We start from the raw sequence: 13,526 nt of genomic DNA, 5'->3' as shown, positions 1-13,526 counted from the left end.
TATATGCAGACAGTAATGATTGTAGACGACGAGAGTATCTTCCGTGAATATCTGCGCGGAGTGCTGGATTGGGACACGCTGGGTTTTGAGATTTCGATTGAAGCGAAGAATGGAGTGGAGGCGCTGGAGCTTTGTACAGCACATCCGGTAGATATCGCACTGATTGATATCACCATGCCTTTCATGGATGGCTTAGAGCTTACGCGGAAGCTGAAGGAGCAATACCCTGAAATGAGCATCGTGCTGATTACGGGACATAATGAATTTGAGTATGCGCGGACAGCACTCAAGCTGGGGGTAGAGGATTATATTCTGAAGCCCTTTTCCAAGGACGAGCTGATGCTGACCCTGCTCAAGCTGCAGCAGGAGCACCAGAAGGTTCAAAAAGAGAATTTAACGTATAAAGAGAACCAGCAGCTCGTCAAGGATAGCTTCCTTAATCAGCTCATTAGCGGCGACTGCATGCTGACCCATGAGGAAATTATGACACGCCTTGGGCAGTACAACATCCACATTCAGAGCCCGGTTTTTGTTGTCGCATGTATCGAAATTGACCATATTGACCGCAAATGGGAGAAAATAAGCGAACGGCTGCTCATGAAATACGCCGTTACGAACATTCTCAACGAAGCCCTGGATGACAGCTGGAAACATCATATCTTCAATGGACCGGAAGGGCGGATTATCGGACTGATTGAGCATGTGGACCATCACAACCCTATGGCGTCTTTTTTGGACGGATACAGAAGGCTCGGCGAATTAATCAAGAAATACCTAAATTTCACGATTACGATCGGTATTGGCCGCAGTAAACAAGGATTCAAGGATATCCACGATTCCTACCAGGAAGCGCTTATCGCCTTGCAGAACAAGTTTGTCCTCGGCCATGACCGTGTGATCACTTATGAATCGGTTGCCACTGAGGTTGGAAAACAGGCCTTTTACCCCGTAGAGGTCAACGAGAAGCTGCTGATCCAGCTTCGGATGCGGAATTCGGAAGGGGTGCAGCACATCCTGGATGGTGTATTTGACTCCATTCTCGAAAGACGGCTGTCGATTGAACATGTCTATGTCATCTGCATTGGTCTGATTGCTGTGAATCTCGCCTATATCACAGAATCGGGCCATCCGGTTGAAGAGTGCTTCGGAGAGAACTTTTTCCCCTACAACGAAATCCGCAAGTTTGAGTCGCTGGAAATGACCTTTGAATGGATCAAGGAATTGTTTCATAAGGCCATCCGGTACACGGGCCAGTATAAAAATACAAGGGCCGCGAAAATTGCACAATCGGCCAAAGCATATATAGAGCAATGTTATCCCGATCCTGAGCTTCAACTGGAGCAGGTCGCCCAGCATGTATTCATTAATGCCAGCTATCTGCGGGCTGTATTCAAGAAGGAGTTCGGCATGACACTGAGCGATTACATAACACAATACCGGATGAAAAAAGCGAAAGAACAGCTGGGGCAAGGCGGTCTGCGCTTATCCGACATCGCCGAGAGTGTCGGTTACAGCGACGCAGGATATTTTAGCAAAAGCTTCAAGAAGTTCTACGGCTACTCCCCCAGCGAGTATGAGAAGAACCGGAGTTAAAGATTCTTTCTGCGCGGATTTTACCAGAAGCACGCAGTTTTTGCCTTATCACCATGGCCCGCTCTTACTATACTTAAGTCAGAAAACAACATTGAAGGGGGTCACCCGAATGAAGAAAGTAGCCACAGCTCTAGCGGGCTTAAGCCTAGTGTTTGTAAGCGCATGCGGATCAGCAGGCAACAACACAGATACAGCAGCAAAAGAAGCAAACGCCGGATCACCTGCAGCGACAGAAGCAGCAGCGGCAACAACGGCAGCACCGGAAAAAGCAGTCAAGCTGCGTATTTATGCCCAATATTCCGATGATGACACGAAGCTCCCTTATGACTACGCTGTCGCGGAATTGAAGAAAGAGATGCCCAATGTCGAGCTGGAGCTGGAGGTACAGGCTCAGGATGACGGGCAGAAGCTCAAAACCTACGCGGCAACCGGGAACCTGCCGGACATCTACCAGGCGGGTACAGACATTATTAATACCTTCAAGAAATCGGGCAATATTCTGGAGCTGGACAAATACGCCGATCTATATGATTTCAAAAGCAAAATGTACCCAAGTACGATGAATACGCTAATCAGTGAAGACGGTCATATCTATGCCTATCCTTATGCCGGCAACGAATTCATGCTCCTCTACTACAACAAGGAGCTGTTCGAGAAAAATAATGTTAAAGTTCCTACCACCTATGACGAGCTGATGACAGCCGTTCAAACCTTTAACAAAGCGGGAATTACTCCATTGTCCCTGTTCGCCAAAGAGAAATGGCCAACCGTTGCACTCTATGATGTGTTCGCAACACGCACAGAGCCGCAAGGCATTCTGAAGCTGCAAAGTGGCGGGGCATCGCCAAGCGATCCTGCGTACAAGCAAGCCACAGAGGAATTATATAAACTGATCCAGGCCGGCCTGCTGCCTAAGGGCGCAACCAACCTGAATTTCGACCAGGCAGCCTCCCTGTTCTATGAAGGCAAAGCCGCCATGTTCCTGAATGGACAATGGGAAATTGCAACTTCCACGGAGAAGCTCGGCGACAAAGTGGGCTGGATGTACTTCCCGGCCGCAGACGCAGCCTCCTATGAGAAGAACAAATATGCTTTTGTCGGTGGAGGAAATCCAGGCGGCTATGCAGTGAATCCGGATACTAAAGATCCTGAGCTGGCAGCCAAAGTAGCGGCCTTCATCTCCTTGAAGTATGCCGAATTCAAATACACCGAGCGCGGCAATCCGATGGTAGCCACCAAAGTGGATAAGCCTATTGTAAAAGAATACCCTCCAATGATGAAGCAGCTGTCCGAGGATATTTCCAAGGTCACCAGTACCACCGCCTTTGACTGGGGTCTCTCTGATGCTAAATTCAAGGCCGCCATTGAAGATGCCACACAAGTCTTGATGACCGGCGGTTACAGCGTAGATGAATTCATTAAAGATGTAACCAAAGCAATACCAAACGGTAAATAAACAGCACCACCTGAATAGGACCCGCCTAGACCTTGGGTACGGGCGGGTCCTATCCTTTTCTTCAAAGCTATGGATTGTGCAGCTACCAGCAAGGGATGTGAAGAGATGAAGAAATTTTTAGGGAACAAGACAGCGATTGCCATATTTACGCTGCCTGCACTCCTTTTGTATACCATTATGGTGTTCTACCCGATCATGCAGACTTTCTTCCGCAGTTTATATGAATGGGACGGTCTAACAGCAGGAACCTTCATTTGGTTTGACAACTATAAGAATTTGTTTGACGACAGTGTGTTCTATACCTCTCTCTATAATGGGCTGATCTTTGCAGCCATCATTACCGTTACACAGATCGGTATCGCTTCGATTCTGGCTTTTGTCATCGCTGATGGAGTCGTTAAGGGCCGCCGTCTGCTGAGAATCAGTTATTTCATCCCCGTTGTGCTGTCGATTACAGTGGTCTGCCAATTATGGCTGTCCATTTATAACGGGCAATATGGCCTCATGAACAAGCTGTTCGAGATCCTCGGCATTCACTATCAGCAAGACTGGCTGTCGAGCAGCAAATCGGCGATCATCGCCGTGGCCTTCGTCAATGCCTGGCAGTATATGGGCTATCACTTTGCTCTGATCCTTGCGGGAGTAAGATCGGTACCCGAGCAATATATGGAAGCGGCCCGTATTGACGGTGCAACCAAACTGCAGGCGATCCGCAAAATCATGATTCCCATGATGGCTGAAACGTATAAGTTCTGTCTGGTCTTCGCAGTTACGGGAGGACTGAATGCTTTTGCAAATATGTATATTATGACCGGTGGTGGACCAGGAACTTCAACCTATACACTTACCTATTTGATGTATCGTTCCGCTTTCCGTGTGGGAGAGTTCGGTTATGGAAGTGCGGCGGCGGCTATGCTGGTCATTGAATGCCTGCTTGCCACACTGATCATCAACCGTCTGGTTGCCAGAGAACGAATCACTTATTAAAGGAAGTGTCCAAATATGGCCTGGCTTATTAAGAAGGTGCGCCAAAACAATCTGCCCGTCACAGGCTTTATGTGGCTGTATGCAATCTTGTCGGTGTATCCGTTGATCTGGATGATTTTTTACTCGCTAAAAAATAATGACGAGATCTTCGTAACCAATCCCTTTGGGTTCCCGACTCATCTAAGATTTGAAAATTATTCGAATGCCTGGTCCAAATACAATGTGCCGGTATACTTCATGAATAGTGTAATCGTTGCGGGGGCAACCGTTATTGGAGCGATCGTTCTGTCCGTCATGTTCTCCTATGCTGCGGCCCGATTGCAATGGCGACTGCGCGGCATCGCCCACACCTATATTATGATAGGCATGTTCATCCCCATTCAGGTCATTATGATTCCGCTGGCTATTCTGGTCAGAGACTTTCATCTTGCCAATACGTATGGTGCGCTGATTGTGCCGTATATCGCCTTTAACCTGTCCTTTACCTCTATTGTATTCTATGGCTTCTTCCGCAGTATTCCTAACGAGCTGGAGGAGTCGGCCTGTATTGACGGAGCTTCGATCTACCGGACATTCTTCAGTATCATGCTGCCGATTATCAAGCCGGCGCTCGCCACGATGGTCATCTTTATCTTCCTGAACTCCTGGAACGAATTCACGATGGCCGTCATCCTGATTACCAAAGAAAGCCTGAAGACGCTGCCGCTGGGTCTGCTATTCTTCCAAGGTCAATTCACAACCGACTGGGGTGCGATGGGAGCGGCCATGACCATTGCCAGCTTGCCTACCGTCCTGATCTACATGCTGTTCAGCGAGCAAGTCGAAAATGCGCTTACCGTTGGGTCAGCGGTTAAGGGCTAAACCCATAGCGGACAAACAAAGGGCATCCTTCGCGGGATGCCTTCTTTTTTTCACTTTGAATCATTATCAAATCTTTATAAACGTCTCCTATAATGAGGGCAAAAGTTAACCATAACCCATTTGAGGAGGAACACCAATGTCTGTGAAATTAAAATGGAACCGGAGGGTAATCACTCTATTGTCTGCACTGCTGGTGCTGTTGCCCGGCCAGAGCGTTGTAGCGGGGGCTGTACCACAGTCTGTTTCGAAGCCGCTGGCCTATGCGCACGAGATCAAGTCACTCCGCGGAGAGGATTACAGCGATCTGGCTTTTCTAAAGCCGCTGCTTGCAGGTAAAACGGTAGTCAGTCTGGGTGAGAACTTTCACCGGGTAGCCGAATACGCAAGTATGAAGACGAAAATGATTAAATATTTGCACGAAGAGCTTGGTTTTGATGTCATTGCCTTTGAATCTGGCCTGGGCGATGCCGAATTTATCAACAAACAAGCCGATCAGTTGACTGCCACCCAGATGATGATGTATTCCGTCCTGCCGGTCTGGCATTCCAAAGAGACGCTTGAGCTGTTCAACTATATTAAGAAGTCGCGTAAGACAGACAAGCCACTGGAATTGGCCGGTTTTGATAACCAGTTCACTAACCCTCTGCTGACCTACGGCGTGAGAGACTTCATCTCCACTCAAGACAAGGAGTACGGGAAGGCCTTTGAACATTTTGATCTGCAAGCGATCACCGAATTCTATGATGTAGCGAATGAATATGGTTTGCATCCTGAGCGTAAAGAGTATAAGCAAGGGATGGAACAAGTCAACCAGCGCAATGTACCGGAATATGAAAAGTATATCCAGTTCATCAAAGACCGGCGGAAGCAATTTGCGGCGGCCTATCCAAATGATCCTTATATCGTCGATGTTGTCCTGAAATCGCTGGAGGATCGTGTGCAATTTTTGCAAAGTGGCTTGATTACAAATGTGCAGGAATCCTACGAGGCACGCGACCGGGCTATGGCCGAGCATGTAGAATGGTTGATGAAAGTCCGATATCCGGGTAAAAAAATCATTTTGTGGGCACATAATGACCACCTTGCCAAAAACACCTCGGACATCCGGGTACTGGAGGGCGGCAAATGGGTGGGCAGCTTCAAGAGCATGGGAGAACTCCTGCACCAAAAGCTCAAGGATAAAATGTACGTAGTCGGTTTCTTTATGAACAGAGGCAAGACCGTTTCAATTACAACTATGAAGCCATTTTCAATCACCCCTATGCCAAAGGGCAGCCTGGAGCAAACCATTATGAAGTCTGGCTACGCCAATACTTTTGTCGACCTGTCCGGCCACACCAAGGCAAAGGCCGCCAACAGCTGGATGTTTAAGCCAATCTATGCCGCTGAAGACGGGATGACAAGCGAGGTCATTGCTCCGATGTCGATGAAGTTTGTTCCGAAGGAGCAATTCGACGGCCTGATGGTCGTCGACAAGGTCAACACTCCGACTCCTGCGTATTAGAAGACTAAGTATCAGAATCTGCATCAGCTGTTTGGCTGGCCCACGGGGAGGATGCCCGGACTACTCCCAAGACACAACGGCCACACCGTCCTTCGCTGGACAGTATAGCCGTTGTGGATTTCTGATTTAGACTTGCTTGGATGGCCTCATTAGACTCGGCAGCAAGCAAGTTGGACAAAGTGAACTTAAATCTTAATCACCCACCTCTCCGCAAGCGCATGTTGGAAAAAGTAAATCTAATCCGGCCGATTTCCACCCTTTCGGGTAAATTTGCTTAAATTAAGTCTACTCTTTCCCACTATTGCCTCCGAAAAAAGCTTTTTCGTCTATTTAAGTGGACTAATTCCACTTCGGCAACTATACACATCTTATCCACAACAGAAGGCCATCGTAATGCAATTTTTGAGGATGCGGAAGGATTTTGCTACTTGACCCTGTTCTCCCCCTTGTTCCCCCTCTTGTCCCTCCTCTTACTCTCCCTTGTTCTCTTCCCCGCCAGCTTCCCGAAGGGTGTAGCTATGACTGACGGAGGCTTCCTCAATGTCATGAAAGGCCCAATAGCCCAGGGGCACATCCGACCATGCCGGAGTCAGGGAACCGTATAAAGGTCCTCTCTTAAGTACTCTATTGATTAACGTCACCGCTTCTGCCCGGCTGAGCAGCTTATCCGGTCCGAAGCTTCCGTCCGGCATCCCCTTCATATACCCTGCCTGCTGAACCAAGGCAATATTGTGTTCTGACCAGTGACCCTGAGTATCCGTGAATGAGGATGTGGGCTCTCCGCTCAGATTCATCCAGCGCACCACAATGGCTGCCATTTCAGCCCGGGTGATGAACACATTCGCTCCGAAGGTTCCATCCTTGTATCCTGTCATTAATCCTGTCGATGTTACTGTACCAATATCGTTTGCCGCCCACCCAAAATCACTAATATCCTTATAGCTTATAGTCTGGGCCTTTGTATTCTGACCTGCTCCAATCCGGGACAGAACCGCTGCCATTTCAGCTCGGGTCATCGCTTGACCCGGTCTGAAGGCGCCATCCGGATACCCCTTCATATAGGGTTGGTGCGTGGATGGACTCTGCTGGGATGCTGCCCAGTTATCCATACTCAGTACAGTAAATGTGCTGAATTTGGTCACGCGGAACTTCAGTCCAAGCTGCTCGGTTGAATACTGCACCACTTCTGGCTGTACCAGCACTTTCTCGCCGTCGCTGTGCTCAATGTAGATCACCAGCTTCGCTAAGAATGCCGCCCGATCAGCCGCACCGGTGGGAACAGCGTGGCTTGGAATCGGGAGAATCAAGTCGACCGGCTGATCCTTCAGACTCGTCTCAATGGTCACCGGACGTCCTACAACTTCTACACTTCCGGTACCTGCAGCCGTTTGGACGACAGCCTCCTTCTTGGCCCGTTCCTCTACAGACTTGACCGCAGCCGTATTCTTCACAGGGATGAACTTGAACCGATAATCTCCGTTTAGCAGAGTTAGAGTCTGCTGTGGCAGGATCAATCTGGCATTATTCGTGTACATTTCCAGATTGACCTTGCCGGAAGCAAGTGTCTTCAAGGTATCCTGGGACAATCCAAGATCCAGCTCGGAGACCTTGTCTTCCTTATCCGGAAGGACTAGCCGGACTGTATCAAGACCCGCTGCAGTAACTTTACCTACGGCTTCAAGTGCCTTGGCCGTTGTATAATCAGCCTTGTCTTTTTGGGTTCCATCCGGTTGGGTCGTCCGGTTAATGACCACATTGGATACCGGCTGCCCTCCTGCATTCCCGCCATCCACGTTAACTGTGATCGTCTCGGTCACTGGTTGTGTTCCACCGGCAGATGGCTGCGGGCTAACTGGCATCTCTGGCTGAGGCTGCGGAGTAGCCGGAGTCTCCGGTTGAGGTTGAGGCTGCTCTCCACCAGGATTCCCCGGCTGAGGCACCTCTCCACCAGAATTTCCCGGCTGTGGCACCTCTCCGCCAGGATTCCCCGGCTGAGGTACTTCTCCGCCAGGATTTCCTGGGGTCCCCGTTCCTGGATCAGGCTCCTGCTCCATATCTTTGGCAAAGCTTAGGTAAAAATCATCCATCGTTCCCCATGCGCCGCCATCGGCCTTAATATTGGCTCCGATCGTTAGCTTCCCATCGGTAACGAGGATATTCCCGATTTCAGGGTTATTCCATTGCCCCCACCCGTTAACCCCGGTGTCCGCTTTCACTTCTTGTCCGCCCGTCACGGCGAAGAGGTTCATCTCGGGATGAACAGCATCTCCCCCTTGAATGGACATGGAGAGATTGTAGTATCCCGGCTTTAGCCCGTAAACAGTCTGTACTACACTAAAGTTGACTTGGTTTGCGGAGTAGAAATGAAGCGAATAATTACCTGTCTTGGCATCAGAAACCTTATTCTGATAATCCGTATGAGGTGCGCTTCCCTCTCCGTACGTGATCTTCCACATGCTTCTGTCGCTATTCTCAAAACCCGCGTTAACGATGAAGTTCTCTTTTTTAATGACAAGCGAAGCCTTCACCGCATGACCGCCTTCTACGGTTCCGCTAATTACATAGCTGCCCGCCCCTTGGCTGGTCGCCTGATCAAGTGCGGCTTGATCCCATACCACCGGTATCTTTCCGGTACTTCCATCATTGTAAGTAACACTTACGACCGTCGGTAATTCAACCGGCTCCCCGGCCATCGCAGTCACCGAGACCGCCCCGATTTCATCAATGGCAAGCGGAGCAACCGCCCCAGTATCCACATATTTGAATACATTCAGTGAAGGAAGCGGATGCCCGCCAAAGTCAAACAATGCCTGGTTGTCGACCGCACTTCCGCCATACCATACCCCTGCATCTTTAGGGTCATATTCCTTCGCATAGCTCGCGGCCCAACCTGAACCGTATTTTTCCCACAGGAGTTTATTCTGCTCCAGGTTTTCTTTCGGACCTACCGGAAGCCATGCCGGCTCCCAATAAAACACGCCAATTCCCGCTTCACCAACATTGGCAACCGCCTCAATCACATTTCTGACTGAATTGGCCTGGCCTTGAACGCTGATGGGATAATCCAAGGTTTGGCCAGAGCTTTGCGGCGCTGTATTTCCGTGTCCGTCCCCATCTTCAGCGGTATACGCGTAAGAGGTTTCGGCTACCATTACCTTTTTGCCAAAAGTATCGGCTACCTGCTTCAAAACAGATGTCAAATTGCTTAATGTGCCATGCCAGAACGGATAATAGGAACTCGCGAACACATCATAGTCTACTTGGTTATCCTTCAGCTTCTGTGCATAGGAAACATATCTGCCCGATGACTCCGGATTCGTAAAATGCAGTGCGATCAGGATATTAGAGTTGACTTCCCGGATCGCTCTGCTTCCCTCACTAAACAATGCGCTCATCTTCGTCCAATCGGATTCCCCGACGAATTGCCCGTTGGTTTCATTACCTACCTGTACCATGCCTACATTAATACCCTCATCGAGCAGGGCTTGCAGGCTTTCTTTGGTATACGTATACAGCGCGTTCTTCTTGTCTTCGAAACTTAGATTTGCCCATGCCTTGGGCGTGTGCTGCTTGCCCGGATCGGCCCAAAAGTCGGAATAGTGGAAGTCCACCAGCAGCTTCATTCCATTGGCGGTGGCTCTTTTGCCGATTTCAATGGCGGTGGCCAGATCATTATTGCCGCCTCCATACCCCCTGCCCGCTGTATCAAAAGGATCATTCCAGATCCGCACCCGAACATAGTTCACTCCGGATTCATGTACCGTTGTAAAAATATCCTGCACTGCTCCGGCCTCATTATAAAACTTGACTCCGCTATTCTCCAAAGCGATGATGCTGGAAATATCCACACCCTTAATAAAGTCAGGCGAGAGTCCTTCAACCTTCTTCACAAAAATATCTGCCGCTACCGGCGGAGCAGCTTCTACGCCTGTCTGCTTCAGCTCGAAGCTGTCCAAATATCCCCACGCTGCCGGAGCACCGCTGATATTCGCCCCGATGACAAGACTGGAGGTATTCTGTGCCAATACAAATTTCAGACTGACCGTTCCCCAGGCATTGTAACCGGTGGTGGCAGTAACGGATGATTTGCCGTCTCCCGCAAACAGCTCAACCTTACCCGCTGCTGTTCCAGCGCCGCCCATCGACTTGACCGACAATTCATAGCTCCCTGCCGGAAGAGAATTCAGGGTCCGCTTCACCGTGATGGCCTGATTTCCAGGCGCCGCATCTTTCATCCAATATTTAAATGCATAAGTCCCTTGATCCGGTGTGAGCCATTTATCGGTGGCGTATGCAAAACGGCTAATCTCTACCTGATTCCAGTCTGCCGTTTCTACACTCCATGAATGGTCGGCCCAGAAATCCGTCTCAAAACCGCCGTTCACAATCTGCGGACCATTCGAAGCTGTAGCCTTCGCCGTCCCCATTTGGAATGAAAATGAACTGAGCATCAACAATACTGCTAATACCACGGATATGCCCTTTACTCTATTTCTCATGTTCTGATCACCTTTCTATGCCCGTCTTTCGATGCCAATGAGTACTCCTGTTGCACGTAAGCACTTACATATAAATATATCAATCGCTAAAATATTAGGTAACGTATGAAAAGAAAACATTTTGTATGCTTAAGCAAGCATTTTGTACGTTGGCACACTTCTGCACCAGGTATCATCCCAGGCGCACACAGCAAAAAGCCGTTCCCCGGTTATGACGGAAAACGGCTGTTCTATCGTTCTAAGACTCCATTCCATTCTCAATCCGCTGCATGAACTCTTCAGCAGCGCTGTAACCAAGCTGCTTCAGGTACCAATTGTTGGCTGCCGCTTCGATCAACCCCGCTACATCGCGCCCCGGCTGAAGCTGGACCTCGATATGGGGAATCTGGACACCGAGATAATCCGTGAACTTGGGCACCAGCTCCAAGTCGTTGTTCAGTGAATTCTCCTGCCATGGACACAGCTCAATATCGAGCACAATGCGCGTCTCGTCCTGAAAGGCTTTGCGTCCGTATTGCCGCACCACGTTGATCAGGCCAATACTGCGCAGTGCGAGAAATTCACGTGTGGTCTCATTATGTGTCCCGAGAAGTGTGGACGGGCCCAGCTTCTTGAGCACCACAATATCGTCTGCCACGAACCGGTGGCCTCTGCCGATTAGCGTGTGTGCGGTCTCGCTTTTGCCAATCCCGGACTTGCCCCTGAGCAGAACACCGATGCCTGACACATTCACACATACTCCATGGATCGACAGCTCCGGCGCCAGCGTCTTCACCAGATAGCTGTCGAGCTTGGCAATGAACTCTGTTGTGGTATCACCTGTCCGCAGCAGCGGAATCCCCTCCTGGTCACAGAATAAAGTCAGGTAGGGGATCTCCTGCTGCCCTGAGGTCACAATAAAACACGGTGGATGATATTTAACGATATTTCCAATATGCAGCATGCGCTCTTCTACGCTTAGCGTCAATAAATAGGTAATTTCCTTACGGCCGAGCACCTGCACCCGCTCCATGGGAAAAAAATCAAAATAGCCGACAAACTCCAGCCCCGGTCTATGCGTCCGTGGACGGGTGATTTCACGGTCCATACGGCTGGAGCCCGCCAGCACTTCCAAATGGAACTTCTCCGTAAGACCTTGAACAGTGATAGACTTCATTGTTGTTCTCCTCCTGCGGTTAGGACATATCCAGGATACGCCTGTATTTCGAATCCTTTGCTCCCGGTTTATATTCCACGATCCGAGGGAGTATTCCTGCCAATGGGGGAGGAGCAGACCTGAACTTTCTTTCCTCTTTATTTGCCTGATTGCATTGGCCAGTAGAAATACAAAAAATAAAGAAGCAGGTCTGCCGGGGTATCCGACACATCTGCTTCTTTTGCGGGATTATATTCATTAACCTACTTTATGAGACACGCTTACGCTTCCGGGTATATTTGCTTTTTTTCAGCGAGACCCGATGGATCACATATCTGCTCTTTCTTCTCAGTGAACGCAGCTTTCTCCTTCTCAGTTTCAGCACCTTTCTCTTTGCATACCGGTACTTAATCAGCCTTGCCCGCTTGATTGAACGGTATTTGGCGCGGATCATTCTTCTTCTTCTCAGTCTGCGTATCAGCCGCAACGTTCTGCGGCGTTTACGTCTGTGCCGCTTCACAGGAATTTCCGGGGACGGTGCAGGCACTTCAGGAGCCGGGTTTTCCAGAACTGAAGTTTCCGGGAGCTGGATTTCCGGAGCGGGCGGTTCAGCCAGGATACCAGCTGGCGGTTCAGCCGGGATACCAGCTGGCGGTTCAGCCGGGATATCAGCCGGCGCCGGCTCAGAAACCGGCACTGGTGTAAGCTCTCTGGCCCACGGAGTCATGGCAAGGTAATTATTGTATATCGGTGCATTGGGTGAATTGACATCCCACCATTTATTGTCTCCGGCGAAATGCACAATTTTATTCTCTAAATCGAGATCGCTATGAGCAAACGTATTAAAACGCTGATCCATTTGCAAATAGTTAGAGCTATAAACAGCATTCAGAATATCCTGATCAGGCATGGTCATCGTGGGGTAATTACGCAAGAAATCAAGCATTTCGCCATACCAGTTCTCTTTACCACGGATATTGTTCAGTTGAAACAGAATGACCCCTGAGTTAAAATACAGCTCTGCACTTAGCCCGAGTGAGATGAAGTACTCCAGCAAATTTTCGCCCTGATCCAGTACTGCGCCCAAATAATGTTCTCCCAGGTCGATGCTCCATAGTTCATTGATATCCATATTAACCAAAATGTCGCAGTCGAGATAAATAACCCTGTCAGCCTGAATAATGATCGGAAGCAACAAACGGTACATACTGGCCATTGTCCAGTAGTCGATTTTATGCACGCCGGCTGCAACCTCTTGCATATCCCAAGGAATTGAAACATGATAAAAAAAGATGTTGTGATGAAATACATCCACTAATTGAGTGAGCTTTAACTTGTTTTCTTCGCTTAGGGAATCATCATGCACAATGTGCACATTGATCATTTGCTGGGTGTTAGCAAAAACTGATGCAAGAACAACACCCGCATGCTCCGTATAGCTCCCGTCTTTATCGTTAATCGTTAAAACTAAATCAACCATTATCAACGATC

At 49.2% G+C, this 13,526-nt stretch carries 8 protein-coding genes; 5 read left to right on the top strand and 3 right to left on the bottom strand.

Going from position 1 to position 13,526, the window contains the following annotated elements; translation table 11 throughout:
- The first annotated feature begins 3 nt into the window (after positions 1-3).
- The 5 genes from A3848_RS27775 (at position 4) to A3848_RS27755 (ending at position 6,401) form a co-directional block, all read left to right on the top strand.
- Positions 4-1,593 (top strand): response regulator, encoded by a 1,590-nt coding sequence (locus A3848_RS27775; protein ID WP_074088280.1) that lies wholly within the window; start codon positions 4-6, stop codon positions 1,591-1,593.
- Between the two features lie 109 nt (positions 1,594-1,702).
- The gene (locus A3848_RS27770; protein ID WP_074088279.1) at positions 1,703-3,049 is read left to right on the top strand and encodes an ABC transporter substrate-binding protein; all 1,347 of its coding nucleotides are present in this window, start codon (positions 1,703-1,705) and stop codon (positions 3,047-3,049) included.
- Positions 3,050-3,154: 105 nt separating this feature from the next.
- Positions 3,155-4,036, top strand: a complete 882-nt coding sequence (locus A3848_RS27765; protein ID WP_074088278.1) for a carbohydrate ABC transporter permease — start codon at positions 3,155-3,157, stop codon at positions 4,034-4,036.
- A 15-nt stretch (positions 4,037-4,051) separates the two neighbouring features.
- Positions 4,052-4,897: a carbohydrate ABC transporter permease gene (locus A3848_RS27760; RefSeq protein WP_083607032.1), complete on the top strand. Its 846-nt coding sequence runs from the start codon at positions 4,052-4,054 to the stop codon at positions 4,895-4,897.
- Between the two features lie 136 nt (positions 4,898-5,033).
- A complete protein-coding gene (locus A3848_RS27755; RefSeq protein ID WP_074088277.1) occupies positions 5,034-6,401 on the top strand; it encodes an erythromycin esterase family protein in 1,368 nt (455 codons plus the stop codon).
- Positions 6,402-6,871: 470 nt separating this feature from the next.
- Here A3848_RS27755 and A3848_RS27750 read toward each other — a convergent pair whose 3' ends face one another.
- The 3 genes from A3848_RS27750 to A3848_RS27740 all read right to left on the bottom strand — a co-directional run bounded on the left by A3848_RS27750 (position 6,872) and on the right by A3848_RS27740 (position 13,515).
- Positions 6,872-10,900, bottom strand: a complete 4,029-nt coding sequence (locus A3848_RS27750; RefSeq protein ID WP_074088276.1) for a glycosyl hydrolase 53 family protein — start codon at positions 10,898-10,900, stop codon at positions 6,872-6,874.
- Positions 10,901-11,138: 238 nt separating this feature from the next.
- Positions 11,139-12,056: an HPr(Ser) kinase/phosphatase gene (gene hprK / locus A3848_RS27745; protein WP_074088275.1), complete on the bottom strand. Its 918-nt coding sequence runs from the start codon at positions 12,054-12,056 to the stop codon at positions 11,139-11,141.
- A 247-nt stretch (positions 12,057-12,303) separates the two neighbouring features.
- A complete protein-coding gene (locus A3848_RS27740) occupies positions 12,304-13,515 on the bottom strand; it encodes a glycosyltransferase family 8 protein (RefSeq protein WP_074088274.1) in 1,212 nt (403 codons plus the stop codon).
- Positions 13,516-13,526: the final 11 nt, after the last annotated feature.

Origin of the sequence: Paenibacillus sp. P32E (assembly GCF_001909085.1) — a bacterium.
Classification (GTDB): Bacteria; Bacillota; Bacilli; order Paenibacillales; family Paenibacillaceae; genus Paenibacillus_AQ; species Paenibacillus_AQ helianthi.
Note: the sequence above shows the minus strand (reverse complement) of the source record. Positions and strands in the feature narration are given on the sequence as shown.